Here is a 26,909-nt window from a genome sequence, read left to right as displayed (position 1 = left end):
CAGTACGGTTTCCCTCATGCGCCCCGACACGCCTGCCGAGAACGTCGACCACACCGCCGAAGCGGCCCGCCTGGAGCGAACCGCCGGCCTCTATCCCGAGGACGCCGAAGCCCTGCTCCTGCAGGCCGCGGCCCACCTGGAACTGTCCGGCGACCGCCCCGCCGCGACCGCGCTCTACGACAGCCTCCTGTCGTCCCAGGCCGGCCTCGAGAACCCCTATCTCGTACGGGCCCTGAAGGCCTCGAACCTGTGGGAGTACGGCCACGAGGCCGAGGCCCGAGCGATCATCGACGGCGTCCGAGCGGCGTCCCCGCGCGACCCGGCCCCCTGGGTGATCGTGGCGGAGGCACTGGAGTCCCACGACGAGCTGGAGGCGGCCCAGGAGACGTTCACGGAGGGCGCCCGCCTGCTCCTGACGGACGTGGAAGAGCCCCCGTACTCGACGCACCCGCTCCTCTTCGGCCGCCACAGGGTCAGGCGCATGCTGGGCGTGGCCCACGACGAGTGGGACACCATTGCGGACCTCCTCCACTCGTCCCCGGTCTCCCTGGACGAGCTCCACGACCCGAAGCGCGTGTGGTCCCTGGGCTCGGACAACCCTGTGGAACTGGCGGCCGAAATCTCGCGCCTGCGGGCGGAGTTGGGCGCGTACCGCGAGGCGCTGTCCCGCCCCTTCCCAGTGGCGGTCCTGCACTGGCCGGCGGGCGAACTGGCGGAACTGGTGGAGGCGTACCCGACGCTGGCGGTGGAGTACCCCTCGCATGAGGAGCACCTGGCGACGATAGAGGGGTCGCTGCGGGAACTGGCGGCCTCCGGCACCCCGAACCTGGGCATCGTGACGGGGACGGTCCCTTCGTACGAGGCGTTCGCGGCGTCGGAGGGCACGTCACCGGCGGAGGCGGAACTGCTCCCCCAGTACGCGACGACGCTGGCGGCGCGGGGGCGGGCTGTGGAGTGGCCGCCGCAGCGGGGGGCGGTGTGCTGGTGCGGGTCGGGCCGGGTCTACGAGGGATGCCACGGCGCATAGCCGTATCGACCGCCTGGCCGCCCGTCAGCCACCTTCACCCTCGTTGAAGCGGCGACGGGCGGCCTCGATGTGCCGGAAGTACTGATGGGTCCACACGCACATCCCATCAACGGTCGCCCGCAACCCCTGCCCCGCCTCGGTAAGGGTGTACTCCACCCGCGGCGGAACGGTCGGATACACCCGCCGCTCGACGAGCCCGTTGCGCTCCAGCATGCGCAGGTTCTGGGTGAGCATCTTGTGACTGACGCCCTGGACCTCATTCCTCAACTCACTGAAACGCAGCGTGCCTTCACCGATGGCCTCGATAATCAGCAACGCCCACTTGTTGGCGACGTCGGAAAAGATCTCCCGCGCGAGTGAGTCCGCACGCCGCAGATCCGCATCCGCTTCCTCGCCCAGGCCCTCGACCTGCTTGGTCACCATAAGGTTCCCCAGTCACTGAAAAGTGCGTTCTTCCACGTCAGCGCTCACTCTCCTACGGTTCCCAAGTAACCACAAGCGAGCACGAGCACGTAGGAGACAAGCACCATGCCCATCACCCTGGTGAACCCTGCCGGACTGCCCAAGATCGACGTCTACAGCCAGATGTCGATCGCAACCGGCTCGAAACTCATCCACATAGCCGGCCAGGTCGCCTGGAACACCGAGGGCACCACAATCGGCAAAGCCGATCTCACCGCCCAGGTAGAACAGTGCTACCTGAACATCGCCACGGCCCTGACCGAGGCCGGCGCCTCCTTCACCGACGTAGCGAAACTGACCTTCTACGTCGTGGACTGGACGCCCGACAAGATGCCAGCGCTGCTGGAGGGAGTGTCCCGGGCATCCGCAACGCTGGGGACCACGCCGACTCCGCCGACCACGCTGCTGGGCGTCGCGGCGCTGGATGTCCCTGAGCACCTGGTCGAAATCGAAGCAACGGCAATCATCGACTGAACGACCACCCAGTGAGAGCCGCTAAACCAGCCCGGCGTGCCCCGAACTGCTGACGCGCCCCTACCCCCGGCCAACTGCCCAGCCCACAGCGCACCCACCCTGCCTTGACCCCCGCTTCCCCGGGCCGCTCGCTCGCTTCCAACCCGTGCTGGAGCGGCCCGGGTCAAGGGTAGCCCGCAGGGCCATCGCCGAAGGCGACGCGAAGCGCCCTTGAGGCGGGCCGTGGAGGCACGACACTGCCAAAGAAACGGGCGGCCCCACGGCCACCTGAACGATTGACGGGGCCAACCCGCCTCCACCCCGCCTCGCCTCTCCCGGAGCGGTACGCCATCTTCACCCGGGGCTCCTCACACGCCGGCAGAATGTTGACGTGCCACATGCCGTCCCTTCCTCTCCCGCCGTCTCCGCCCGCATGAGCCGACAGAGCTCCCGCGACACGGCTCCAGAGGTAGCGGTCCGACGGCTTCTGCACGCGGCAGGCCTGCGCTACCGGGTGAACGTTCCGGTCCCCGGCATGCCCCGTCGAACGATCGACATCGTCTTCGCCAAAGCCAAGATCGCCGTCTTCATGGACGGCTGCTTCTGGCACGGCTGCCCCGAGCACGCAACGCAACCAAAGGCGAACGCCGAGTGGTGGCGGGCCAAGTTGGACAAGAACATGGCTCGGGATGTCGAAACGACCGACCACCTCACGGCGCAGGGATGGACAGTTCTGCGTTTTTGGGAGCACGAGTCGACCGAAGACGTTGCAAGCCGGGTCGCGGCCTTCGTAGCAGATCGGACGCCGCCGCCCGTCAAAGCCTCACCCGTACCGTTCGGCGCCCCGCGCTCCGAGAAGCGTCCGGGAGGCGAAGACCCACCGTGACTCCGATTCGCGTCTTATCGCCGAACTCACACCCACAGCGCGCGGCGACTGTACAGGCGGGCGCTCCTTTGCACCTCGGGATCACCGGCCCGTGGCCGGCGTCTGCCGAGGCCATCAGTCTTTCCAATGCTGTCGGCTTGACGAACCAGAGCGGGGGCGGTCGATTCCAATGACCAGCGAATTCAATGCGATGTACGAGACCTTCCAGGCACTCCTGGACGCCTTTCCGCCTTCAGAGGCAGTCAAGCGCCTGGAGGTATTGGGTGTAAGCTCAGAGATCGTCCAGCAGATTCGTGAGCAGCATGAGCAGTACACGGTTCGCATCAAGGAACTCGAAGAACCTCACGCTGTCGTGCGAGACGGTCTCGACACCTGGTACACGGGTCCACAGGCCAAGGACAAGTGCTGGCCCGCAATCGTGGACCTGCTAAGCAAGGACGGCTGGTCCAAGGATCCGGCAATTCGCAATCTGGACGATTCATCCACGCGCGTCCTCTCGCTGCTGAACCATCCAAAGGAAAAGAAGTTCTCCACGCGAGGGCTCGTGGTCGGCTACGTACAGTCCGGCAAGACGACCAACTTCACCTCGGTCATGGCCAAGGCCGCCGATCGCGGCTACAAACTCTTCATCGTCCTCGCAGGCATTCACAACGGCCTGCGGCGCCAGACCCAAGCCCGGCTGGTCCAGCAACTGGTGGAGCCCAACCCCTCCTTGTGGTCCCAACTGACCGGGCTGGAGAAGGACTTCACTCCGCAGGAGAACCCAGCCTCATACTTCGGGAAGAACAACAAGACGCGCGTGCTGTGTGTCGTCAAGAAGAACGCAACGGTACTGCGCAAACTCGCAGTCTGGCTCGAAAAGGCCTCGGACTACCTGAAAGACTGCCCGGCCCTCATCATCGACGACGAAGCAGATCAGGCCACCGTGGCAACGAAGTCCATCAACCCGCTGATCCTTCGAATCATGGAGAGCCTTCCCCGGTCCGCCTACGTGGGGTACACGGCATCGCCGTTCGCCAACCTCCTGATCGATCCGAGCGCCAAGGACCTCTATCCTCGGGATTTCGTCGTCAACCTTCCCAAACCTGCGGGCCACTTCGGCACCGAGGTTCTCTTCGGCCGCTACGCACTCGACGGCGAGGACCCGGAACAGGTCGACGACGGTTACGACATGATCCGCTCTGTGCCGGAAGACGACGTAACCTGCGTGCGCCCCGAGACCAGAGCCGACATAGATGGCTTTGAACCCATCATCACCGACACCCTCCGGAAAGCAATCGAGTACTTCTGGTTGGCGACCGCTGCCCGCCGTGTACGGGGATCCGGCAACCCGCACAGCACCATGCTGATCCACACCAGTGTCAACACCGCAGTGCACAACAGCTTCAAGCGCCCCTTGCAACACCTGCTGGACCGGGCCGCAGGATCCCTCGCCGACGCGGCCTTCCTTGCCCGGCTGCGTGATCTTTGGGACCTGGAGACGGAGAGGGTCCCCGCATCGGAGTTCGGTGAGTCGAAAGTGCCTTTCGCGGAACTGGTCCCCGAACTGCCGGGCGTTCTCCGTAGCTGCCGGATCATCATGGACAACTCCAGCAGCGAGGACCGCCTCGATTACGAGAATGGCCCTGTCGTGGCAATCGCCGTGGGCGGCAACACGCTGTCCCGTGGACTTACGCTGGAGGGCTTGGCGGTGAGTTACTTCGTACGCTCCGTCTCGGCGTACGACACACTGCTGCAAATGGGACGTTGGTTCGGCTTCCGAAATGGATACGCGGATCTTCCCCGCATCTGGATGACCGACGAATTGGCCGAATGGTTCCGTCATCTGGCCACGGTCGAGACCGAGATGCGTCGAGACATTGACATTTACATGACCGAGGACGAGACGCCGACCACATTCGCGGTCCGTCTGCAAACCCACCCGGCCCTTCGCGTCACGGCGGCGGCCAAGATGAAGGACGCAGTCACCGCGGCATCCTCATACGGCGGCAAGCGGGTGCAGACACACTATTTCCACACCAATTCCAAATGGCTCGGCACGAACCTGGCAGCCGCGCGCGACCTGGTGAGCGCGTCCGTTTCGAATGCCGTCAGAGTGGAACACCGGCCCGAAGACGGCCGCTACATCTTCCGTGACGTGCCGTTCGACGCCGTGACCGATTTCCTGGCGGCGTACAAGTTCCACGAGAAGTCACCCGAGAACGACGCCGATCTCATCAGGGACTACATCCGGAAGCGAGTGACAGCGGGCTCACTCCGCCGGTGGAACATCGCCGTCGTCGGCAACCCCGCAGGTGAGCCCTTCAGCTTCGCCCCGACCGTGAGTGTGGGGCTCAACAGCCGTGCGCGTCTTGCCATCAAGAACCCCGATCCCGACTTCGCCGATATCAAGACTCTGATGAGCCGCCGCGACGGCGCAGTCGATCTGACCGGCGACATCGAGAAGTTGACCGAACAAGGCATCAAGGACCAGCGTCGTCTCCAGTTGCCGAACACAGGCCTGCTGGTTTTGTATCCAATTGACAAAATGTCCGAGCCTAGCCCGGCGAAGAAGGCACGTGCTGCCCTGAATGCCGACGAACACGTAATCGGCGTCGGCCTCATGTTCCCTCAACCGCAACACGAGGACAGCACGGTGAAGAAATACATCTCAGCCAATCTGTCCGGTCTGCGTATCGAGGACGAGGATCTCAGTGCCCTCGAAAGTGAAGACGCATGAGAGACGACAGCATGCACCGAGTCGTCGAGGAGTGTTGGACCGCCCTCGAGACAGAAGGGACGACCAGCGAGCGTCGCCTGCGGGTCTCATTGCTGCCCGCTGCAACCGATCCTGCATTGGCCGTCGCCGTCGACCACGACGGTCACCGCCACCTCTTGGTACCGATTCCTACACACGGGAAGATACGTTCCGGCCTCGACGGCCCTGTCCTTCAACTGCGCAAGCGCCCCTTGGAGGATGCCGAGACCTACCAGACGTATGCGGATCTCGCCTGCTTGCGAACAGACCTCAACGACCTGTTCACGGAACTGTGCGTTGAGGTGGTGGGCACGGCAGACAGGCTGCCCGAGAACCCCGTGAAAGCGCTCTACCGCGTCCTCGACCGGTGGAAAGCCCTCTTCCAAACTCAGGGGGCGCCCCTGGGGATCGAACAACTCGCAGGGTTGTTCGGTGAGTTGCTGATTCTTGAGCAACTCCTCAAGCGGGATTCGAGCGCCCATCGCCTGTGGCGAGGTCCAGAAGGTCACCACCACGACTTCTCTGCCGGAAGCACAGCCGTGGAAGTGAAGACGAGCACTGTCACCGAGGGACGTCGGCCACGCATCCATGGACTTGATCAACTCGATGCACCAGAAGGCGGGACGCTCTCACTGGCCTGGTTCCGGCTGCGTCGCACCGCAAGGAGCGATTCGAGTATCGGTTTCCTGGACTTGCTCGATCGAGTCCTGCGACTGTGCGACGACGAGAGCACTCTCCGGGAACTGCTCGCCGAGGCCGGCTACCGACCCGTCGACGCAGAGCAGTATCGCGAGATGTACTTCCAGGTGGACGAGGAAACTTGGTACGAAGTCGTCCCTGGCTTCCCCAAGCTGACGACCCGTACGCTTGTGGCCGCGGACGTGCCCGTCTCCGTGGTGGACGTTGAGTACACGATCGACTTGTCCGGCGACTCTCCGACCGCCATGGATTCCGACGCAGTGTCCCGAACGATCGACCGCATGATCCAGGAGTCCGTGTGAGAGGACCCCGCTGGTTCTCCCAGCCCTATCCCCCAGAAGGTGCGAGCGCCGCTGAAGGCATCCGTAATCAGCTCGGCCGCCCGGAGCTCGATCTGCTGACCATTCTGGTGCGAGAGTCCGCCCAGAACAGTTGGGACGCCCGCCTGCCGCAGTCGGGTGTGCCGGTCGACTATCGAATTGACATTCGAACCGTCGGACCGGCCCATGCCCCTGCCTGGCGTGAGCTTCTCTCGGAGGGAGCGCCCAACAGCGCGAATTTCCCTCTCCGCGACACGCTCAACCGCGGCTCGATCCGAATCCTTTCCGTGTCCGACCGGGGAACCAGAGGACTCGGGGGGCCTACTCGCGCCGACAACGCTGTGGGCCCGGAACGCGACTTCGTCTCCTTCATTCGCAACATAGGTGAACCACGCGACAACGAATTGGGCGGTGGCACCTACGGCTTCGGCAAGGGCATCTTCTACCTGCTGTCCAAGCCCGGAACCGTCCTTGTCCACTCCCGGTGCCGAACCACGCAAGGCGCGTACGAAACCCGCCTCATCGGCTGCACGCTCTGGAAGAGCTACGTGCCCACTGATCAGGACGAGAGCCGTCGCTACACGGGTCGACACTGGTGGGGAGACACCTCTGGCCAGGTTGTCGAGCCGCTCGTCGGGGAGGAAGCGGAGACGGTGGCTCAGCGCCTGGGCCTGCAAGCCTTCGGACCACGTGAGACCGGCACGACCGTTGTAGTCCTCGATCCGAACCTGGACGAACTCGAACCGCCCGAGGCAGCCGACTACTTGGGCGAGACCATAGCCTGGCACCTTTGGCCCAAGATGATCTCCACTGGCGGCAAGACGCCCGCAATGCGCTTCTCAGTCACATGCGACGGCGTCCACCATCCGGTTCCCGACCCTCGCGACACCCGTCCGCTCAACATGTTCGTGACAGCCTACGAAGTGATGGCGGGACCGGACGGAAGTGACCTCGACTGCCATCGGCCCAAACGGCACTTGGGGCGGCTTGGGCTGGTAAAGCGGATCATGCCGCCGCTCGAACCGTCCCGGGCGTCAAGGATGTTGGACATCGAGGACTTGATCCATCACGTCTGTCTCATGCGTCCGGCAGAACTCGTCGTCACCTACCATGCCGGGCCGAAACCTCCAAGCACCAATCAAGGCTACGCGGGGGTTTTCCGAGGCGACGAGACCATGGACGACGTCTATGCGAGGGCTGAGCCGCCCACGCACGACGCCTGGAACCCTCAATCCCTGGACAGGCCCGACAGCACCTTCGTCCAAACGACGTATCGGCGTATCGGCGAAGCCCTGGAACACCTTCTTTCGTTGAGCGGGATCGCACGTCCCGGTGCCAGCAACGTGGCCTTGGGAGCTGCCAGTTCTCTCTTCTCCGGTTTGGTGGGGGGCGCTTGGGGAATCGGCGGCGCAACTGCCTACTCCAAACCCGGGAGCCCTGCTGGGGGCCTTTCCAGGGCGGATACCACCGCACAGACTTCGAGCCGTCGCCCGGCAGGCACGCCGGCTCCGGCGGCTTCCCCCTCGGATACGGCATCTTTCGGGGAAGGACATCGCCCTGAGGGCTTTGGCAACGAAGGCCGGCCGTTCTCCGAGTCTCTCCAAGGAAGCAGTTTCGAAGCTCCGCGCCGACGCCCGCGCGTGCAGTACCTGGGAGATCCCTACTACGACGATCGCGGCGACACCGCCGTCCTGGTGCAGGAGTTCAGGCTGCCCGTGCCCGGTCCTCAACGCGTCAGCATTGATCTCGCTGTGACGCTTCCTGGCACCGGCGGCCGTGAGACAGATCCCCCTATCGGTGCGACCATGCCTGCTCTCATCGGTTGGGAAGACGACGCAGGGCTCCTACACGCGTCCGAGCGACAAGTCGTCGAGGGTGGTGAGTCGGTCTGGCGCGCGGTGGTCAGACCTGCGCCGGACACCATGACCGAGATTGGCATCAAGGTCGAGGCGGTGAGGGTCACGTGACGCGACGCGGACTTCCCTACCGCGCTCCTGCCGAGAACGTCGTGTCTCCCGAGTTCTGGCGTTTGGTGGTTGAGGACGGCGAGGTGGAGTTGCCCGAGGCCTTGCCTGACTGGGACTACCAGATGGACCTGCACCTACGACGGGCGGTTCGCATTGATCTGGACCTGACGCGGCGCCAGACGGGACTTCCCGAAGACGCTGCTCTGATGCTCTCGGCCGTCTGGACCGCTACAGGGTCCAACCTCAGTGGCCCTGCCCAGCACGTGTTGTTGCCCGAAAGCGGCATGAACACCGTGGAATTCGACATCAGATTGAGCGGCGCCGACCTCGGCGGGCTCCTGCTGCTTGACACCGCGTTGGTGCTGGCCCAGCGAAGGAACGATGCGCGTCCTTCCTCACCCCGGCGCGCCGGCTCCGTGCTGTGGAGCGATCGGGAGGCTCTGCGGCTGCAGGGCGACGCCCCTCAATTCCCCATGGCGATCATCGACTTCGCTCGGACGTCGTTCCCCGATGACGCGGCCTGGCATCTACAGATCAGCGGAGGCCTGGAACATGCCACCATGGGGGCCCTGTTGCTGCTCGTCAACGAGCGGAACACAGTCACGTCTACGGCATTCCAGAACGCGGCCAGGCCTCGCCCGATAGACCGGATCGTGCTCTCAGCGGTGTACGCCGACGCTGCACGCGTGATGGTTGAGCACGCTCTAACACACGACGACTTCGCTGAAGAGTCCGACTTCCCGGACGGTTCGCTGGGCGCCACCTTGCTGAGCCTCTTCGACCAACTCTTTCCCGGACAACAGATCGCGGACATTCGTCTGCGCCGACGCCAGTCGCCAAGTCTGTTCGCTTCGGACCTGCAAGCAGCCGTCAAGATCTTCGAGGTGTCATGATGAGCTTCCTCTATCCTCGGCTGCTTACAGCACAGGCGAGACCGCTCTTCGATGAGTACCAACACCTTACGGTCGCCGAATTGTCCCGCCGCGTCGCTGCCACGCACGAATCCGCGGTGTATGTGGCCACTGGAGGTGACCGGGTTGCTCCGGACCAGCTCCGTGAGCTCCGCAACGGCATTCTCGACCTGGCAAAGCAGGCCGGTTTCCCGGATAGCTCGGACCGTGTGCGCAATGCTGAGTTCGACCTACAACTGGCGGCTCTGCTGCATGCCGAGATGGGCATGGTGCCTGCTGAAGCTGCATCTCGTGACGTGTGGGCCTTCTTGGCTCTGGTCCTCCTTCCTGACGTGGCTTTCTGGCGCTACCCTCAGCCGCCCAAGGACCGTGTCCTCGGCACCGACCTGACCCGACACGTCTTCGGGCGCCTCTGGTGGCGAGCCCAACTCGTGCGCTCGCCAGGGGATCCTGAACCATACGCAGCGCTTGAGATCCTCGGCGAAGCAGCGTTCGACCAGATCTATGCTCGGCGTGCCGCGCTCGGCGGAAGTCCCCATCTGGTGCGAGCCATCCTGCATGTCTGGCGCGATCTCGACCTGAGCGGGCTGAATGAACGGGACACCCTTCGCGACTTCCTCAAACGGCTGCTCAGGCTCGCCCCGTTCGTGCTCTTCGACGGGATCGAGGAGCGCGCCCTGGCCGACGAGTTGCGCTCCGTGGCGCAAGAGGCCGTGGACGCTCAGCGCTCGCCTTCGACGTCGGCCGCAGAACCTGTGAAGGACACTCAAAAGACGCCCACGACAGACGTCTCCAGAGAACTGCCCGCAGCCACGACTGCCGAAGAAGTACCGGCATCTCCCGCTACCGCTGCCACAACTGCGGTCATGGCGCAGCGGTTCAGGTCCGTGGAGATCTGCGCCGGCGCCGGCGCTCAGGCTCTCGGACTCGAACGTGCCGGCTTCGACCCGGTTCTCCTCATAGACAGCAAGGCCGATGCCTGCTTCACCATCGACCTCAACCGGCCTCATTGGGATGTTGTCTGCATGGATGTGGCGCAGTTTCATCCAAGTATGCGACCCGACACCTGGGGGGTCGACCTCGTTAGTGGCGGTCTACCACGGGTGAAATCTCCAGCAGCTGTGGGTCGCACCGAGGACACCGAGGAACGGCGCGTGCTCAGGGCTGCGATCAGCCTGACATGCGAGATCAGGCCGAAGGCCGTGCTCTTCGAAAACGTACCCGACCTCGTGGACAAGCCCGAGTTTGCCGATGACCGCGCTTGGATCGAGATCGAGCTGCGACAGGCCGGATTCCGAACCAGTTGGAAAGTCCTCAATGCGGCGGACTTCAGCGTCCCTCAGAATCGCAGCAGCGGTTTCTTGGTGGCATTGCAAGAGCGATACTTCAGCCGGTTCACCTGGCCGGAGCCGAGCCACGCCCCGGCGCCGACCGTGGGTCAGGTATTGGGACCGTCCATGTCCGCCCAAGGGTGGCCAGGAGCAGCACACTGGATCAGGAACGCCGATCGCATCGCACCGGCAGTCGTCGGGGGCTCCGATCGCCGAGGCGGTGCGGATCTCGGCCCCACGGGCAGCAAGAGGGCATGGGCGACGCTCGGGGTGAACGGCAACAGCCTCGGCGACGAACTGCCTGGTCCCGACTTCCCCATGGACGGTCAGCCCAGACTGACCGTTGAACAGGCCGCCCTGATTCAGTCATTCCCGACCGACTGGAAGCTGTTCGGCGGCAAGACGTCCAGGTATCGCCAGATAGGCCACGCGATGCCGCCTCCATTGGCGACGGCGATCGGTCTGGCCCTCGCAGCCGCGCTCCGAGGCTAAGATCCCTCCATGGTCACGCCCCGCCCCTCTGCACCCGAACCCCTCACCGTTCTTGATCTTTTCAGCGGCTGCGGGGGGTTCACCCAGGGGTTTCACGAGTTCCGGCCCGCGGGGTCGGATATAGGCGGTCCCGTCTTCCGTAGTATCGCGGCTGTCGAGCACAACCCTGCGGCGGCAGCAACCTACGCCGTGAACTTCGGGCGGCTTCGATCCGACAAGAGCGTGCCGGGCGCTCGCGTACATGTCGGTGACATCGAGGACTGGCGGCCCACAGCGGAGGATCTCCACGCCGACGTGGTCGTCGGCGGGCCGCCGTGTCAGGGCTTCTCGGCCCTGAACCGCGAGAAAAAGGGCAGCGAACGCAATCGGCTGTGGGAAGAATACGTTCGGATCGTCGCCGAAGTGCGTCCCAAGGTCTTCGTCATCGAGAACGTCGATCGCTTCATCAAGTCAGACGAGTTCAGTAACTTGCTCAGTCAGGTAAAGGAGGGGGGGCGTCTCTCCGACTACCGACTGGTCGATCCTCCCGGTTACGAGAAGAGCGACAGCGAGGAACAAAGGAACAAGCGCTACCTCCTCAATTCTGCGGACTACGGCGCCGCCCAGGCTCGTCGGCGGGCCATCGTCATTGGGATACGCCGAGACATCGAAAACGGGCGCACAATGAAGTATCCCGCCAAGTCGCACACTCGCCGCCCGAAAGGCAACCCTGCAACGCTTGACGGCGTTGATGCGGGGATCTCGTACTGGAACACCGTCGACGCAATCTTTCGTGAGTCCGCAAAACGCCTCATCCAGGGAACCGAGCTACCCGACAACAAGGAGTTCATCCCTGAGGTCGATGCTGCACTCCCGGGAATTTTTACCACTCGCCACTTGCATTTCGGCCGAAATCCCGAGCCCCTCTCAAGGGCGAGATACCTTGCGATTCCCCCGGGCGGAAACCGAAAAGACCTGCGCGACAAGTGGTACACATTGGACGAGTTCGGCGAGGTCCACGTCTTCAATACTCCGAACCCGTCTGGCGTGAGGACACCTGTGGAACCTCTGTCGACCAAGAGCTGGGACAGCCACAACACCGGAACCGGTGATGTCATGGGCAGGCTTCGCTTGGGCGAACCCTCGGTCACCATTCGAACCGAGTTCTTCAAGCCCGAGAAGGGGCGTTACCTTCACCCTACGGATTCGCGCCCCATCACGCACTTCGAAGCTGCGAGGATCCAGGGGTTCCCTTTGAAGTTCCGCTGGTGCGGAACGAAGACCGAGATTGCGACGCAGATCGGTAATGCCGTACCAGTCCCTCTAGGACGAGCCATCGCGGCGTCCATTTACACCTATCTTCGGGGGTAACTTACTGGGCCTGAACTCGAATTGCCGTCGTGGTGAAGGACAACCCGAGTTCAAGCACAGCAGCCGCTTCAGGCGAGCAGTTCTCGGGCCAGCACGGAGGCGACTCTCCAAGCCATCCGCGCATAGTCGGTCTCAACCTCGTCGTACGGCGACAGAAGACGAAGGGGCACCTCACCGTGCTCTCCCACGAACTCCTTTGCCTCCCGCGTCCAAGCCTCATCGATCTCCTGCACCTCGAGCGCGAGGCTTCGAATCCGGGCCATACGACGCGCATCGGACACCATGGCCTCAGCAGGTTTTGGCATGGAAAGTTTCCGCTTCCCGAGACCAGCGACACGGAACGAGTCTGAGCCCAATCCAAAACCTCTCCCTCGGAGCAGCCATGCTCTGAGCCAGTGGAGGGAGTCCGTGATGACGTCGATCACCACTCCCAGAGCCACCGTCCAAGTCAGCCTGCTCGGAGTGGCTTCACTAGCGCGCCTAGCCACTGTGTAGAGCTCCGGCGACGCCTCTGCCGTTATGACGCCGGTTCTGGTCGCGTGACCGTTCGCGGGCGTAAGCCCTGTCGCCAACTCACACCAGGTCACCTTCCGATCGGGGCGGAGAAAGACTCCCCAACGGTCGGCCACCGCATCGACCAAAGCCATGCCTCGTCCACCCTCGGAGTCGGAGCCCGCATCGACGAGGGTGGGCAGCGCTCGCGTATCGGGATCGTGGACCTCGATACGCAGGTGGGTGCCGTTCATGGACACCATGAGCGTGGCGGGGGTGCCGTGGCCGACATGCGTGATGACGTTGGCCCCCAACTCGCTTACGCAGAGCTGGGCTTCGTCGGTGATGTCGTGTAGTCCCCACATCTGCAAGTGCAGCCGCAGGATGCGCCGTAAGGCGCCCACTTCCTCGGGTTCGGCCGTGAAGGCCAGGTCCCAGGGCTTTCGAGACATACACGGTTCCTGGACCACGAAGACCCCTCTCGTCGCATGTCCTCTCCGCGTGATGAGCGGAGCGTTACGCACCCTCACGGTGAGTGGCGTTACGGATCAGAGTGGCGGGCGCCTATCCCGTCGTGCAATGTGCAAGGCGAGATTCCCACTTACGAGTGATTGGCAGGCGGAGGCCTTGGCGCGAGACTGAACGCCCGCTATTCAACGGAGGGTTGAGATGGCCGGATCACCCACGGCACGCCGGCGCCGTCTCTCGATCGAGCTCAAGAAGCTCCGCGAGAAGAACGCACACACTTGCGCACAGGTCGGCGAAGCCCTGGACTGGAGCGGCTCAAAGGTCAACCGCATGGAGACCGGCAGCGGCCGGGTCCAACCCTCGGACATTGACGCCCTGTGCCGGTTCTACGGCACCACAGACGAACTCCGCGAATTCCTCAAGTCGCTGGCGCGGGAGGCCAAGACGCGCGGCTGGTGGCAGGTGCACGGCTCCGGTGTCCCCGAGTGGTTCAACATCTACATCGGCCTGGAGCAGGAAGCCTCTGCGTTCCGCCAGTACCAGTGCGAACTGATCCCCGGCCTCATGCAGACCGAGGCGTACACGTGCGAGCTTCACAAGACGGGGGCTCACATGTCGGCCGAGGACATCGACAAGGCGGTCCGCGTGCGCATGGAGCGCCAGGCCCTGTTGACACGGGCCGGCGCCCCCGATGCCTGGTTCATCGTGAACGAGGGCGCTCTGCGCAACGTCATCGGCGACCGAGCGTTGATGCGTGAACAGCTTGAACGCGTTTTGGAAGCAACCGAGTTGCCGAGCGTGACCTTGCAGGTCCTTCCCTTCGACTCAGGCACCTATCCGGCCACGGGCTCCTTCACGATGCTCGGCTTCCCCGACCAGGAAGACCCTGACCTGGTGTACCGGGACGGCATCACTGATGCCGTCTACTTGGAAGGCGAGCATCATGTTCGTGAGTACACGAGGGCATTCGACGGCTTGCGAGCCGCTGCTCTCAGTCCTCAGCGTTCCGCCCAGCTGATCAACTCCGTTCTGAAGGAACACACAAGGTGAGCATTGCAGAGCCCACGAACGACAGCCGCCTGATGTGGTTCACGTCCACGTACAGCAACGGCGCAGGAGGCGAGTGCGTCGAGTGCGCGCTGACCGATGGGCGTGCGCTTGTACGCGACTCCAAGCGCGCGGCGGGGCCAGTGGTCGCAGTTCGAAGTGTCGCTTGGAATTCCTTCGCGCAGGCCTTGAAGCACGACAAGTTGGCGTAGTTCCCGAGACGCGCCTCAGTCCGAAGTGAGATCCGAACGCATTGCCACGCGAAGGCTGTCGAGTGCCTCGCTGACTGCGGCCATGGTTGATGACCACTCGGCGTCTGCGTTGATGTCGGGCCCGTCGAATCGGTCTCGTAAGACCCGGACTCGCGTGAACGCCTGGTTGGCCAGGTCGCCGAGATGCTCGGGAGCGATGATCAACATCTGATAGCGGAGGTGGTAGGCGTTCGTGGATCCGAGTATCTCGCCTGCCTGCCCCACGCGTTCTTCCCTGGTCAGGTCAGAGCTGCGCTTCAGGTCGCGGAGGCGGTGCGTGGTCAGCGACAGCGCCCCGAGGTATTCGGCGTACAGCTGCTGTTTGACGGCGCGTTCACGAGCTGAGTGCTCTCGCTGCCATCGCGACCGTTCGGCCAGAAGAGTGGTGCTGACGCCCAGGATGGCGCCGAGTGCAGTTCCTGCGAGAGTCCCCCAGTCCACGGTCTGATGGTAGGGGCGCGTTGCGGTGGGCTGAAGGCTGCCCCATCGGCATCGGGCGCTCCACGTACTTCATGCAGTATCGCGCCGCAGCATCAAAGCGTCGTACAGCGGCGCATCCGCACCGACGACCCATGCATGAACGTCACCCGCAGCCGACTCGGGCGCCTCACCCGGCAGGGCTTCCTCGCCCAACCCGGACAAGGCCGCTACCAGAAACGGACTTAACGCCCACTTAACGGATGACCCGAAAATGGTACACGTCATGCCGAAATTCGCTAGATTCCGGCCGTGACATCAGCCTCTCCCCCCAACGCTGCACCGCCGAGGACGCCGCCGCCCCCTCGGCCTACGTGGTCCCGCCGGGTCCGCCGTTGGTGGCGCTCGCGTGATGCGCTGTCGCGGGTGCACCGCTGGCTGCTGTTGAGGGCGCTGCCTGGCCTGCTTGCCCTGTGCGCCTTATTCATTGTTGACGGAACGGTAGACGGCTGGGTCGGTGCCTACAATCTGCTGGTGGGTATCGATTCCCCAGGCGAGGCCAAGACGAAGTGGTGCGCTTGGTTGTTATCTGTTACCGGATGGGCGGCGGTCCCTGCGTTCATCGGTGGCTTCGTGGGCTACCTCGTAACACAGCAGATTGACTCTCACCGTCAACAGGACGTTGAAGTGATTCTCTCCGAGCTGCGGCGCGCATCGCTGCCCGCTCAGCAGCCACCGGGGCCATGACAATGCGGTCCCTCTACGACCTGCACGAAGAGGGCGGCGACGCAGCAGAGATCGCGGAGCAGTTCGCCAGCCAGTGGCACGCCGACAACTGGAAGGTAGCGGAAGATCACTGGGAACAGCTCGTCAGCAGGATGCTCAAGGCAAAAACCATGGACATGCACTCTGCAGAGAGCGCTCTGCGACAGGCCGAGATGATCATCCAGAACTTCGCAGCGGCCAGCTTGCCCGCCCGTGGCAGCAGGTGCCCAATCTGCGCGACCAACTCATAGCCTCGCCTGCCCCAACCAACCGTCTTACCCTGGAGCCATGGTGGAGAACAGAGCATCAGCCGACGAGCTGCGTGAACTGCTCTACTTGGCCTGCCGAGATGCACCAGCCAGCGCACGTGAGTCCACAGCTGCGCTGATCATCGCCGCCGACGACCAGCGCCTCAGCCAACGCGAAATCGCCGAGGCTGTCGCCCTGCTGAGCGGAGAAGCCCAGCAGGGCCAGACCATGAGGTCTGGTAAGGATGCCGAGCAGGCGGTTGTTGAGGGCCTCGAAACCGTTCATGAATGGGCAAAGCTCCAGCCCGAGCAACTTAAGGCCGCCCTCGAAGCTTTGGTGCCTCAACTTGAGCGCGAACGCCAGTATCGTTTGACAGAGGCGGCTTCAAGGCGTACCCACGTCGCCCAACTCGTCGGTTTGATCGCTGGTTGCATCGTTTCCACTGCACTGATTGCCGCTGCGGTAACCGTCAGTCAGGAGACTCCCTGGTTGTCAGCTCTCCTAGCGGGTCCAAGCGTCCTGTCTCTCGTCATCCTTTTCGTCCTGCCGAGGACCGACGCACTGCTCTCACGCAAGGCACGTGATTCTGCCAGGACAGTCCGCGGGTCGTCCGAAGGCTCCATGCCCATGAGTTACCGCGCCTACCGCGACCGCCGTGACAGGCAGGCCAAGTGGGAGCGCCGCTACCGTCGCGAGCGCCCCATGGAGGCCCGCCGTCAGGAGCGCGAGCAGAGAAAGTAGGGGCAGCTGGCGCTGACCGGAAGCACCCTCCGCACTTGGGCCTAGCTCTGCAAGGCTGCATGTTTAGCCGCGTGACAACGACCGCATACGGTGACGCACGTTCAGCGCCATGCACTTCCCTGCTCCGCTACCAGAAACGGACTTAGCGCCCTCTGAGAGCGCCAGCGTTCGTCTCCTGACGCCCGCCTGGAGGGGACGGGGCAGCCTCCAGCGCGGGCCTCGCCCCTTTCGCGACGCTCATGGCCGGGACGGCCAGAACTGGACGAGGTACTTCTCCCCCCCTTCGCCCGTGCCCTCCGCCTCGGACATTGCCGCGGCCTCGGCGCGCCCCGTGCAGCTCACCCGCACACGCCACGAACCGCCCGAGTCCGCGAGCGTGATGAGGTCCTCGGCCCGGCCCAGGCCCATTGACCACACGGCCACCTCACCGCTGGTCGACTCGAAGTCGGCTTCCGCCTGCTCGTCCCATGCCGAGGAATCCTGCTCCGGCGGCCGCCCGTCCCACACCTCCACGGTGACCCAAGCGGTGTGCGTGTGGCCGGCGCTGCAGACGTCCAGGCGCCCAGGAAAGGCGTTCAGGAACACCTCGTCGGCGAAGTCATCGGGGAACGGGACCGGCAGGTCACCGTCATCGGACTCCTGAAACCCGAAGCCGTGATACTCCACGTCGGCATCAAGATGTTGCTGCCGGACAAGTTCGGCCAAGAAAGCCCCTTCGGCGTGACAGACGACGGTCATCGCCGAGATCCTAAGTCGGCTCCGTCACATGCCGGTTGGGCCGTCGCCTTCATTGGCTTCCTTGCCATCCACCGTGACGCTGCAGGTACGGGCGCCGAAGGGCATCTGACATCGGCGCGGGCGGCTTAGAGTGCTCTCGCGCGGTGCACAATCACTGCTGGCTGGTGGATCACGAAACGGCCAAGTGCTCTTCCATGCTCGCTACTTGAAGGAAGGTGCGCCACCATGCGCTCACCGGTCGGGACTCTGTTGACGAAAGAGGAGAGAGCGTGACGCAACACGCCACCGAGGAGAATGCCTGGGACGCCTACGGCGACGGCCGCCAAGCCAGACTGTGGGATCGTGACCCGATCCGCTTCCACTGGACGCAGTGGACTGGGCACCCCAACCACGGCCCGCAACTGGAGTTGCTGCCGACAGGCCCCGGCACAAGCGTCCTCGACTTGGGCTGTGGGAAGGGCAGGAATCTCTCCCACGTCGCTGCGCGCGGCGGTCGCGCGGTCGGCGTCGACCTGTCCGGGAATCAGATCACGGCGGCGCGTGCGCTTTCCGGTGTCGGCATGGAGTTGCACCAGGCAGACGCAGCCGCGTTCCTGGACACCTGCCGAGAGGAGTTCGGTGCGGTCTGGTTTACCGACCCGGAAGTGCTGCTACCCAAGATCTGGCGGAGGCTCAAGCCCGGTGGCGTCCTGGTGTTCTCGCACCGACCGCCCGAGAACGGCGAATACGGAGCCGTTCTGCACGGCGAGGAGGCGCCAGCTACGCGGTGGTGCTATCCAGACGCCGTGTGGGAGGGCCACCTGCGCGCCGTCGGCTTCGTAGATGTGGCCAGCTGGATCATCGCGCCGCCGCCCGGCAAGGAAGGCATGGTGCAGACCGTGATCGTCCGAGGGACAAGGTCCACCACAGCCCAAGGATCGCCGTAGGGGTAGGGACCGCCTCCCCTGGAGGCCTCAGCCTTGCTGCCGTCCAGCCGCGTCGGCGATGGGCATCTCCCATCACACCGCTGGTACGGTCTCGTCCATGACGCTCTCGGTCTCCACGGGTCATGCTGTTGATCTACGAGTGCAGCCGGTTGACGGGGTTCTTGACCGCGTCGAGGGGTCACTTCAAGTGCGTTTGCTGACAGGCACGTTGGTGCGTAAACGCCGATCCGTAGGGGCGAGAACGAACCGCGATACCTGGGTGCGGATCGAGCGGCGCTTGTTCGACAAGATCCCCGATCAGGGGTGGAACGGCACGGAAAGTGCAGCCCGTCTGGAAGGTATCGCCCAGCCCGAATGGCGCGGATGCGTGGTCTGGCGGGATACGGACGAGCCGGTGATGTGGCGAGCCGATGAGACCGAACTGCTGCCGGGGGCGCCCGTCGGAAACGCCATCTTGAGTGAAGCCCCGGAGCTGCCGGATACCTGGTGGGAAGCGCTGAACGCTTCATTGGACGCTCTGGCGGCGCAGGACACGTGCCGGGTCGCCACCCCGGACACCGTCACCATCACCCAGGCCCTCGTCACCGACTCCATCCGCGGCACCTTCGCCGACGACTTCGATACGACCGTGGAGCGGTGGGTCCCGGCCCACGCGGACCTGAACTGGGCGAACATGACCGCGCCGACATTCAGCATCTTCGACTGGGAGGACTGGGGCAACGCACCGCTGGGGCTGGACTCGGCCTCGCTCTGGGCGAGTTCCCTGGCTGTCCCGGCTCTGGCCGATCGCGTACGGCGCGAGCGCCGGTCCGACTTCGAGAGCCGGGACGGCAGGGTGATGACGTTGTTCGCCTGCTCGAAGATCCTCGGCCCGTACGCGCACCCGGAGGACCCTAGGCTGGAACCCGCCCGGCGCATGGCTGAGCAGGTCATCAAGGAGCTTCAGGAGGGCTGAGCACGCGAGCGGTCGCGAAGGAGACTCCGATACTCCCGCACGGTCCGTTCATCGACCTCGCCCGCCAGGGCACCGACGAGTTCGCCCAGATGGGCGGGCTCATCGGTGCCCACGGCGACGGAGCCGACCCGCGGCAGATGAAATGCGGCTCTGAACGCCGCCTGCACACGGGAGAGTTGGTCGTCAGTCCGGAGAAAGATGCGTGGGTCAACCCTGTCCCACACCGGGTCGCTGGTGCTGCCGCCGAACGGGCTCATCCCCCACAGCTCGTCGACGCTTAGGTCCCACGCCTTGATGAGGGCATCCGCGGCATCCAGATTTCTGGCTCCGACCAGCATGCCCGCGCGGACCATGAGAACCGAGGGTCTCGGCCCGGTTGCGTCGATCATGTTCGCCAGCTGTGACGTGTCCCAGGACGCGATACCCCAGCCGGCGCACAGCCCTTTGGCCGCAGCGTCGTCGAGGGCAGCGCACGCCTCCACCAGCACATCCTGGTCGTGTGGGACGGATTCGTGCAGTGAATGTTCAGGGTTGTGCAGGAAGACCAGATCCGGCTCCCGTCCAAGGTCCTGGGCCGCCTGTTCCACGGCAGCGAGCAGGCGTACGGGATCCAAGGAGTGCTCCGCCCTGTCCGGCCCCGGGAAATAGCCGACCTTCGTAGAGACCGTGAACTTCGGCAGAAGGTCACCGACTGCCCGCGCCAGGGCCTGATGCGAGCGGAAGCCGAGGTAGTTGGTGCTGGTGTCGAGCGTGGTGACGCCGAGGTCGAGCGCCTCAGTCAGGAGGCGGCGTTCGTGACGAGACCGGTGTAACCCGAGGACAACTCGGGGGTCAGCACTGCGCACAGCTCCTCCTTCACCAGGATCTCGGCGACCTCCGTCACTTCGGCGCCGACGGCGGCCGCAGCCCACTCCAACTCGACCGGCCTGCCACTCAGCAACAGACGCAGTGCCGGCAGGGCCTTGGCCGCGAGGGTGAGCTTCTTACCCGAGACCACGACGTGGACGGCCTCACCGTTTTCCTCGATCCGAGGACGGAAGTGGGTGGTGCAGACGACGGCTTCGAGCGGCCCGAGTACGTCGAGGAACGGCACATGCCGAGGCAGGCTTGTCTCCTGCTCGTACGCGGACAGGAATTCGGCCGGCGAGCGCTCCCCGACCAGCCGGGCGGCTGCTTCGGTCAGGGCGTCGCTGCCGGTTCCGTGCCAACGGTCGAGATCATGGCGGAAGATCTCTTGCTCGCGGCACCAGTCGGCCAGCCAAGCCAGATAGCTCGCTCCCGTGCGCTTGGTGATGCCGAAGGTGACGTGAAGGCTTTTCCCGGAGCCGATGCCGGTCCGCGTGGCCTGATGCCAGTGGCCGCGGGGAATGTGCATGACGTCGCCAGTCCGCATGACGCCGGACCAGATGATCTCGTCACTCGGGGTGTTGTTGGGGTCGGCATCCCGGTACATCGGGACCTTGCGGGAGGTCGCGCGTACCTCCCACTCCTTCTCGCCCGCGAGCTGGACGATCACGACATCGTGGTCATCCCAGTGCAGAGGGAAGCCTGCGGCGTCGTTCGTCGTCAGGTAGGCGTTGACCTGGACTCGCTCGCGGGACCACCACTGCAGGGCCCGGCAGGCGACCTCCATCGTGGGATCGAAGACGTTGGCCTGGTCCATGATCATGGTCGCGCCCTCCCGGAGGAGCCTGCCCAAGCTGCGCATGTTGACCATGGGGACGCTCTGACCGCGAGGGCTGACGCTGTCGGTGTAGTAGACAGCTGGATGGACTTCCTCGCCCTCCTGGAAGCACCGGAACTGCGGGCGGTTCAGGCTCCTGCGCATCGCGATGTCGAGCAGGCGGTTCGGAGTCATGATGCGCGAGACGAGTGCAGGGTCGTGCATACTCCCGCGTACGAAGCCCTTGCCCAGTTCCTCGGCCCCGCTCCACCCGAGGGCGGTCTCGATGGCGCTGATCAACTGATGTTCCATCGCTGAGTCCTCCATGGGTTCGACCACGTGATTCGGAAACGATGAGGGCCGGCACGGCCGACCGCACCGGCCCTCATCGCTGGTGCCTACTCGCTGTCGTGCAGGTTGCCGTCGCCACCCGGCCACGGCGCGTCGCCGGAACTCCCGGCGTTGTCCGATCGGAGGCTGTCGTACCGGTCATGGACGGCGGTCAGCTCTTCCACCGCCACCAGGAGGCCACTCCGGGCCGGGGGCGGTGCCACTTGCTCTGCCACCTCGTGCTCCTTCCTTTTCGGTTCTCCCGTCAGGGCTCCGACGGGAGGTCTATGGCCGCCCCATGGCCGCTTGAGCTGGGAGTAGCCGTGGAGCGGCAGGCATAGAGGGCCGCGTGCATGGCACTCGACCGGACGGGCCGATCCACGTTGCCGATGTCGCGGTGGTCGGCCGGAAGGCCAGGTCGGGATCGGGCATGGAGCGCAGAGCGGAGGTTCGGACAGCGGGCACCGGCATGGGCAGCGTGATCTCCGCCCATACACGCTTCCCGTGTCTCGTTGGCTCCCAGGAACAACGCGACGCCAGCACGCCTACCAGCGCGAGACCGCGCCCGCTCTCGTCGTCTGCTTGGGCACAACCCCTCTGCGGGGCCAATGAGTTGCCGTCGAGAACGTCGATCACCAAGTGACCTGGCCGGTGTTGCAGCGTGACGGTGACGGGCCCCTCCCCGTGGACGACGGCATTGGTGATGAGTTCTGACGCGACGAGGCGGATGGCGTCATCGGTCTCGTCGTCCATCGAAACGCCCCACTTACGCACCTGGTCAATGACCTTGTGCCGGGCGAAGGGCACGTCCTCTTGGGTACCCGCGAGGACGAATCGATGGACGAACGTGGACATGGCGGACGCCTCCGAAGAGCTGGAGAGCGGTTCCGTCCTCGACGGGGAAACGGGGACGGAGCCGCCGATGTGGGGAACCGTCCCGGGAGCGACGCCCTGGGCGGGCTCCTCGTTGGATGGCTGACACTCAGTCAACGGGCCCAGCGGGCAAGGCGGAACGTTTCTAGGGGGTTCCTCCTGGGGACGCCCTCCCCGTACGCGGACACGCGAAGTAGCCTCCCCACTACACCGCGAGGGGATTGACGGGAGTGATGACGTGCCTTGTGAGCCGTTGGCAGTCCACCCGCTGAGCTTCCTCCGCCACACGCGCGGATGGGGCAAGGCAGAGTTCGCCCGCCTCATGCAAGCGCACGGGAGATCACTCGGAATCCCGCTGGCGACCAACCGGACGACCGTATGGAAATGGGAGCAGGGGCAGGAGCCAGACACCGATGCCCAGCGCGTGCTCGCCGACTTGCTGCATGTCCCGTACGAGCAGGTTCGGGAGGAAGGATGGCCCCGGTGGCTCCCAGTCTGGGAGATCACCGGGCTCACCACCCCGTGGACCGAGGCCGGTACCGTTGAAGCCTTGTCCGAACTCGTGGGGAGTGGCCGCATGGACCGCCGGGGCTTTCTCACCATCACCGGCGCCGCCCTGACGGGCCTCGCAGCAAGTTGGGCGGACGCGCCCTCCGCCTTCGCCTCGGCACTCAACGGGGACCAGGTAACGGACACGATGGTCTCGACGATCGAGCAGCGCATCAGCACTCTCCGCACGCTCGACGACCAGCTCGGCGGTGCCCGGCTCCTGGAGCAGGCACGCGGTGACCTCGCCCTGGTAACCGGCCTCCTCGGCACTGGCCGCTACACGGAAAGGGTCCGCGTCCGCCTTTACTTGCTGGCGGCCCGGGTGTCGCACCTGACCGGCTGGATGGCCTACGACGCTGGCCTGCGGTCCGCCGGCCAGCGCTACTACGTCGGCGCCCTGCGCAGCGCCCGTACCGCTGGAGACGACGCCTTCGGCGCCTTCATCCTCGCGGAGATGGGAGTCCAGGTCTCCGAGGCCGGACGGACCGCCGAGCGGGTCGCCCTCATCTCGACCGCCATCGACAACGCCCCTCAATCGCTGTCGCCGTACACCCAGTCCTTCCTTCACCTGCACAAGGCCGAGGCTCTGTCGCGCGACGGCGACCACCGGAAAGCCGGTACAGCGCTCAACCATGCAGTGTCCCTCTGGGAGCGCCACACGACGGAGGAGAACCCGGACTGGCTGAACTGGTTCGGCGAGGCCCAGCTGAAGTCGACCGAGGGCAAGGTACTGCTGCGGTCCGGGCAGCTCGAGCGCGCGACGGGTTCCCTGGAGGCCTCCGTGAAGACCGCGGCTCCTCGAGACAAGGCCGTACGTTCCAGCCGCCTGGCCGAGGCCCGGCTCGCCGGTGGAGACCTGGAGGGAGCGCTGGACGCCGCGAACTACGGCGCCGGACTCCTGGAGAACAGCGTCAGCTCCGTGCGAGCCGTGGACCGCTTGAAGGAGTTCTCCGCGCGGCTCGAACCATGCAAGGCAGTTCCTGCTGTTCGTGAATTCCGCGAGCGCCTTCAGGCCTTACCCGTCGCAGCTTGACAGTCACCCCTCTCGGATTCTGAGGGTGAGCTCGCCCCGTCGGAGCAGGTGGTCCGGATGCCAGGATGGACGGCATGACGACGATCGACGGTGAGGTCTCGGCTGGGTTCGAACCGGTGCGTGAGGCGTTCGCGGTGAACTACTCCGAGCACGGGGACATCGGCGCGGCGGTATGCGTGTACCAGGATGGCCGGCCGGTGGTGGATCTGTGGGGCGGGGTCGCCGACCCAGGCACGAACCGTGCGTGGACGCGGGACACGCTGCAACTGGTCTACTCGGCGACCAAGGGGGCAACGGCGACCGCTGTACACATGCTGGCCGAACGCGGTGCACTGGACTTGGACGCACCGGTGGCAAGGTACTGGCCGGAGTTCGCCGCGAACGGCAAGGCGGACATCCCGGTGCGTTGGCTGCTGTCGCACCAGGCCGGCCTGGTCGCATTGGACCAACCAGTGCCGCTGGCCGAGGCGCTGGCTTGGCACCCGATGGTGGCTGCGCTGGCCGCTCAGCGTCCGCAGTGGACTCCGGGCACGGCGCACGGCTACCACGGCAGGACCTGGGGTTGGCTCGTCGGTGAGGTGATCCGTCGGGTGTCCGGCCGCTCGCCGGGCCGCTACTTCGCCGAGGAGATCGCTGACCCACTGGGACTGGACTTCTTCATGGGCCTGCCGGCGAGTGAACGCGACCGGGTCAGCCGGATGGTCTACCAGCAGCCCGAGGTGGACTTCACCACGCTGCCCCCGGAGAAGATTCCCGAGGACCTTCGCGATCTTGTCGCAGCCTGGCGCAACCCGAACTCGCTCAGCAACCGGGCGTTCGCGGTCACCGACCCGACCGAGATCGACTTCAACTCGCCCGAGGTCCAGGCCGCGGAGCTGCCGGCCTCCAACGGCATCGGCACCGCCCGCTCACTGGCACGCATGTACGCCGCGTTGATCGGTGAGGTGGACGGCGTACGCCTACTCACCGCGGAAGCTCTCGCCTCTGCGGTCAAGGAGCAGGCCGGCGGAGCTGACCAGGTAATGGTGCTCCCGAGCCGGTTCAGCTCCGGGTACATGCTGCCCATGGATGCCAACCCCATGACCGGGCCGTACGCCTTCGGCCACACCGGCCGAGGCGGCTCGCTCGGCTTTGCCGACCCGGAGCACGGCATCGCCTTCGGTTACGTGATGAACAACATCATCGGCGGGCCCAATGACAATCGGGCGACGTCGTTGGTTGCTGCAGTAAGAAGGTGCTTGCCGAAACATTCGAGGCCCCTGGCCTGATAAGAGGCCGTCCGCAAGAGAACTGTTCGTTCGGGCGGCCAGGGCACTGAACAGCACGATGAGAACTGAGAGGCCCTACGTTTTTCGGACAGGGCGGCCTGTCCCGGACTGCCGGAGCAAGACACAGCACGCCCCAGACGGCGGCCGCCTCCGTCAACGCCACACCAGGCCCTCTGAGCGTTACCCGTTCGTCGATGAGATGGTGCCGGATTCAGTGAGGCGGCGCGCTGCCCCCGTCTTCCTTCGCCTTGCTTCTCCCCAACCGCTCAGCCAGCGGCTCCAGGACGAGTCCGACCGTAGCCACCGCAGCCGCCGGAAGCACCGAGTGGGCGTGGACTCCCGGTGTCCACTCCAGCAGCATCACGCCGATGAGGAAGGCCGACAGCCAGGCGAAGGCGGCGTCCGAGGCGCGGGCCGCTGTGGGTGAGGGTGCGAGGGTGGCGCGGACGAAGCGTCGTGCGGGCACCGTGATGGCCGTGGCGATCACGGAGCACGGGGCGAGGAGCAGCAGGGCCCAGAACAGTGAGGTGAGGCCGTCGAGTTGGACCGCTTCCGGGAACACCGCCACCGTGATGAGCAGGACGAGCAGGAACACCAGGCCCACGAGTGCGGTCACCAGCAGGAGCAGTCCGCCCACGACGGCTCGGGCAAGTCGCTTGTCGCCTGGGGTCGACGGTTCGCCGTCCACGACGTCGTCCTCGTCCTCGGGCGCGGGTCGCGCGTCCACGTCGTACACCTTCTTCTGTTCCTTCGTCGGTCCCTGGAGGCTCGGCGCCGGCCGCAACGCTCGGGCATCGCGGCCGGGCCGATCGCGGGGGTTACGCCGCAACGATGATGATCGCCTTCGCGAGGTCACCTGCCACGTCTGACGGCAGTCCGGCCCGCATCAGGGCCAGGGTCAGCGCGTGCTCGCCCCAGTTCTCGACCGCGTCGATGGCGTCGGCGATCTTGTTGCCGTACCTGGAGGCATAGCGGCCCGCCTTCGGCGAGACGTGCTTGAGCACCTTGCCCATCCACACGCCGCCGTGGCGGAAGCCGGCCACCACGAGCTTGCGGACGATGGTGCTCCAGCCGAAGCGCTGCATCGGCTTGCCCGCCGACTTGCCTTCCAGGGAGTTGGCGTATGCCTCGAACTGCGCCAGCTGAGCGGTGTCCGCACCCCCGTCCGCCTTGATCCGCTGGATGAGGTCGCGTACGTCGGCTGCGGTGAACGCCAGGTCGGACGAGTTCGCCGCTTCCGCGTCGAGTACTGAAGTGGCCGCAGGTGCGCCGGAGTTCTGCGCCTCCGTCGCCGCGGCCAGTGGGGCCGTCACTCCCAGAGCCACCGCTGCTGCGGCCGCAACGGCGGCTGCCCTGAGTCCGGTTCCCCCTCGCTTGGCCCCCGTTGCCGGACGGCGTATGGCTGTCGACGATCTCAGACGCCATCCGCTTTCCGAACGTGATCGTTTAGTTCGGGTGGGTGGGCATGAACTCCCGTTCGTGGCGGGAGAGATGGGCGTGGTTCATCCG

Annotated in this window: 28 protein-coding genes; 18 read left to right on the top strand and 10 right to left on the bottom strand. The window is 65.1% G+C overall.

The annotated features are described in order from the left end of the window. Positions 1–16: 16 nt before the first annotated feature. Positions 17–1,027, top strand: a complete 1,011-nt coding sequence (locus tag ACFY1L_RS45375) for a YecA family protein (protein WP_388839155.1) — start codon at positions 17–19, stop codon at positions 1,025–1,027. 24 nt (positions 1,028–1,051) lie between these two features. On the opposite strand, the gene ACFY1L_RS45370 is transcribed toward ACFY1L_RS45375, so the two are convergent. After that, on the bottom strand, positions 1,052–1,450 hold the full coding sequence (locus ACFY1L_RS45370) for a winged helix-turn-helix transcriptional regulator (RefSeq protein ID WP_388839152.1): 399 nt from the start codon (positions 1,448–1,450) through the stop codon (positions 1,052–1,054). A 105-nt stretch (positions 1,451–1,555) separates the two neighbouring features. On the opposite strand from ACFY1L_RS45370, the gene ACFY1L_RS45365 reads away from it, so the two are divergent. From ACFY1L_RS45365 to ACFY1L_RS45330, 8 genes are all read left to right on the top strand, one after another. Continuing rightward, positions 1,556–1,963: a RidA family protein gene (locus ACFY1L_RS45365; protein WP_388839149.1), complete on the top strand. Its 408-nt coding sequence runs from the start codon at positions 1,556–1,558 to the stop codon at positions 1,961–1,963. A gap of 412 nt (positions 1,964–2,375) precedes the next feature. After that, positions 2,376–2,828, top strand: a complete 453-nt coding sequence (locus tag ACFY1L_RS45360; protein WP_388839146.1) for a very short patch repair endonuclease — start codon at positions 2,376–2,378, stop codon at positions 2,826–2,828. Positions 2,829–2,997: 169 nt separating this feature from the next. Continuing rightward, entirely contained in the window at positions 2,998–5,547 is a 2,550-nt protein-coding gene (locus tag ACFY1L_RS45355) for a Z1 domain-containing protein (protein ID WP_388839143.1), read from the top strand. Then, on the top strand, positions 5,544–6,566 hold the full coding sequence (locus ACFY1L_RS45350) for a PD-(D/E)XK motif protein (protein ID WP_388839140.1): 1,023 nt from the start codon (positions 5,544–5,546) through the stop codon (positions 6,564–6,566). Before ACFY1L_RS45355 ends, ACFY1L_RS45350 begins: the two co-directional genes overlap by 4 nt. Next, complete coding sequence (locus tag ACFY1L_RS45345; protein ID WP_388839137.1) at positions 6,563–8,551, top strand: hypothetical protein; 1,989 nt, start codon at positions 6,563–6,565, stop codon at positions 8,549–8,551. The genes ACFY1L_RS45350 and ACFY1L_RS45345 overlap by 4 nt, the downstream gene beginning before the upstream one ends. After that, positions 8,548–9,444 carry a hypothetical protein gene (locus ACFY1L_RS45340; protein WP_388839134.1) on the top strand — a complete coding sequence of 299 codons (897 nt, stop codon included), beginning with the start codon at positions 8,548–8,550 and terminating at the stop codon, positions 9,442–9,444. The genes ACFY1L_RS45345 and ACFY1L_RS45340 overlap by 4 nt, the downstream gene beginning before the upstream one ends. Beyond that, the gene (locus ACFY1L_RS45335) at positions 9,444–11,285 is read left to right on the top strand and encodes a DUF6339 family protein (protein WP_388839131.1); all 1,842 of its coding nucleotides are present in this window, start codon (positions 9,444–9,446) and stop codon (positions 11,283–11,285) included. The genes ACFY1L_RS45340 and ACFY1L_RS45335 overlap by 1 nt, the downstream gene beginning before the upstream one ends. Positions 11,286–11,294: 9 nt before the next feature. Continuing rightward, the gene (locus tag ACFY1L_RS45330) at positions 11,295–12,635 is read left to right on the top strand and encodes a DNA cytosine methyltransferase (protein WP_388839128.1); all 1,341 of its coding nucleotides are present in this window, start codon (positions 11,295–11,297) and stop codon (positions 12,633–12,635) included. A gap of 68 nt (positions 12,636–12,703) precedes the next feature. On the opposite strand, the gene ACFY1L_RS45325 is transcribed toward ACFY1L_RS45330, so the two are convergent. Next, on the bottom strand, positions 12,704–13,579 hold the full coding sequence (locus tag ACFY1L_RS45325; protein ID WP_388839125.1) for an ATP-binding protein: 876 nt from the start codon (positions 13,577–13,579) through the stop codon (positions 12,704–12,706). Between the two features lie 217 nt (positions 13,580–13,796). Here ACFY1L_RS45325 and ACFY1L_RS45320 point away from each other — a divergent pair, with 217 nt between their 5' ends. Further along, positions 13,797–14,645, top strand: coding sequence for a helix-turn-helix domain-containing protein (locus tag ACFY1L_RS45320; RefSeq protein WP_388839122.1), 849 nt, complete (start codon positions 13,797–13,799; stop codon positions 14,643–14,645). A gap of 32 nt (positions 14,646–14,677) precedes the next feature. Next, entirely contained in the window at positions 14,678–14,854 is a 177-nt protein-coding gene (locus ACFY1L_RS45315) for a DUF397 domain-containing protein (RefSeq protein ID WP_388839565.1), read from the top strand. A 15-nt stretch (positions 14,855–14,869) separates the two neighbouring features. On the opposite strand, the gene ACFY1L_RS45310 is transcribed toward ACFY1L_RS45315, so the two are convergent. Continuing rightward, a complete protein-coding gene (locus ACFY1L_RS45310) occupies positions 14,870–15,334 on the bottom strand; it encodes a hypothetical protein (RefSeq protein ID WP_388839119.1) in 465 nt (154 codons plus the stop codon). Between the two features lie 402 nt (positions 15,335–15,736). Between ACFY1L_RS45310 and ACFY1L_RS45305 the strand changes: the two genes are divergently transcribed. The 3 genes from ACFY1L_RS45305 to ACFY1L_RS45295 are packed head-to-tail and all read left to right on the top strand — an operon-like array spanning position 15,737 to position 17,065. After that, positions 15,737–16,057, top strand: a complete 321-nt coding sequence (locus tag ACFY1L_RS45305) for a DUF6313 family protein (RefSeq protein WP_388839115.1) — start codon at positions 15,737–15,739, stop codon at positions 16,055–16,057. Next, the gene (locus ACFY1L_RS45300; RefSeq protein ID WP_388839112.1) at positions 16,054–16,326 is read left to right on the top strand and encodes a DUF6313 family protein; all 273 of its coding nucleotides are present in this window, start codon (positions 16,054–16,056) and stop codon (positions 16,324–16,326) included. Before ACFY1L_RS45305 ends, ACFY1L_RS45300 begins: the two co-directional genes overlap by 4 nt. Before the next feature lie 37 nt (positions 16,327–16,363). Then, positions 16,364–17,065: a hypothetical protein gene (locus ACFY1L_RS45295; protein WP_388839590.1), complete on the top strand. Its 702-nt coding sequence runs from the start codon at positions 16,364–16,366 to the stop codon at positions 17,063–17,065. Positions 17,066–17,302: 237 nt separating this feature from the next. Here the strand turns inward: ACFY1L_RS45295 and ACFY1L_RS45290 are convergent, their stop codons facing one another. Further along, a complete protein-coding gene (locus ACFY1L_RS45290; protein WP_388839109.1) occupies positions 17,303–17,803 on the bottom strand; it encodes a hypothetical protein in 501 nt (166 codons plus the stop codon). A 269-nt stretch (positions 17,804–18,072) separates the two neighbouring features. Here ACFY1L_RS45290 and ACFY1L_RS45285 point away from each other — a divergent pair, with 269 nt between their 5' ends. Next, positions 18,073–18,729, top strand: coding sequence for a class I SAM-dependent methyltransferase (locus tag ACFY1L_RS45285; RefSeq protein ID WP_388839106.1), 657 nt, complete (start codon positions 18,073–18,075; stop codon positions 18,727–18,729). A gap of 97 nt (positions 18,730–18,826) precedes the next feature. Then, on the top strand, positions 18,827–19,684 hold the full coding sequence (locus ACFY1L_RS45280; RefSeq protein WP_388839103.1) for a hypothetical protein: 858 nt from the start codon (positions 18,827–18,829) through the stop codon (positions 19,682–19,684). Here the strand turns inward: ACFY1L_RS45280 and ACFY1L_RS45275 are convergent. The 4 genes from ACFY1L_RS45275 to ACFY1L_RS45260 all read right to left on the bottom strand — a co-directional run bounded on the left by ACFY1L_RS45275 (position 19,672) and on the right by ACFY1L_RS45260 (position 22,532). Further along, positions 19,672–20,529 carry an aldo/keto reductase gene (locus tag ACFY1L_RS45275; protein ID WP_388839101.1) on the bottom strand — a complete coding sequence of 286 codons (858 nt, stop codon included), beginning with the start codon at positions 20,527–20,529 and terminating at the stop codon, positions 19,672–19,674. The genes ACFY1L_RS45280 and ACFY1L_RS45275 overlap by 13 nt on opposite strands. Continuing rightward, positions 20,463–21,659 (bottom strand): JmjC domain-containing protein, encoded by a 1,197-nt coding sequence (locus ACFY1L_RS45270; protein WP_388839098.1) that lies wholly within the window; start codon positions 21,657–21,659, stop codon positions 20,463–20,465. Before ACFY1L_RS45270 ends, ACFY1L_RS45275 begins: the two co-directional genes overlap by 67 nt. A gap of 86 nt (positions 21,660–21,745) precedes the next feature. Continuing rightward, entirely contained in the window at positions 21,746–21,913 is a 168-nt protein-coding gene (locus ACFY1L_RS45265) for a hypothetical protein (RefSeq protein ID WP_388839095.1), read from the bottom strand. A 49-nt stretch (positions 21,914–21,962) separates the two neighbouring features. Then, a complete protein-coding gene (locus ACFY1L_RS45260; RefSeq protein ID WP_388839092.1) occupies positions 21,963–22,532 on the bottom strand; it encodes an ATP-binding protein in 570 nt (189 codons plus the stop codon). 256 nt (positions 22,533–22,788) lie between these two features. On the opposite strand from ACFY1L_RS45260, the gene ACFY1L_RS45255 reads away from it, so the two are divergent. Continuing rightward, the gene (locus ACFY1L_RS45255) at positions 22,789–24,132 is read left to right on the top strand and encodes a tetratricopeptide repeat protein (RefSeq protein WP_388839089.1); all 1,344 of its coding nucleotides are present in this window, start codon (positions 22,789–22,791) and stop codon (positions 24,130–24,132) included. Between the two features lie 74 nt (positions 24,133–24,206). Next, positions 24,207–25,400 (top strand): serine hydrolase domain-containing protein, encoded by a 1,194-nt coding sequence (locus ACFY1L_RS45250; RefSeq protein WP_388839086.1) that lies wholly within the window; start codon positions 24,207–24,209, stop codon positions 25,398–25,400. A 211-nt stretch (positions 25,401–25,611) separates the two neighbouring features. On the opposite strand, the gene ACFY1L_RS45245 is transcribed toward ACFY1L_RS45250, so the two are convergent. After that, entirely contained in the window at positions 25,612–26,127 is a 516-nt protein-coding gene (locus ACFY1L_RS45245; RefSeq protein WP_388839083.1) for a hypothetical protein, read from the bottom strand. A 91-nt stretch (positions 26,128–26,218) separates the two neighbouring features. Then, positions 26,219–26,713 (bottom strand): hypothetical protein, encoded by a 495-nt coding sequence (locus ACFY1L_RS45240; protein WP_351330799.1) that lies wholly within the window; start codon positions 26,711–26,713, stop codon positions 26,219–26,221. Between the last annotated feature and the right edge of the window lie 196 nt (positions 26,714–26,909).

Source organism: Streptomyces sp. NPDC001663, from assembly GCF_042893105.1.
Classification (GTDB): Bacteria; Actinomycetota; Actinomycetes; order Streptomycetales; family Streptomycetaceae; genus Streptomyces.
Note: the sequence above shows the minus strand (reverse complement) of the source record. Positions and strands in the feature narration are given on the sequence as shown.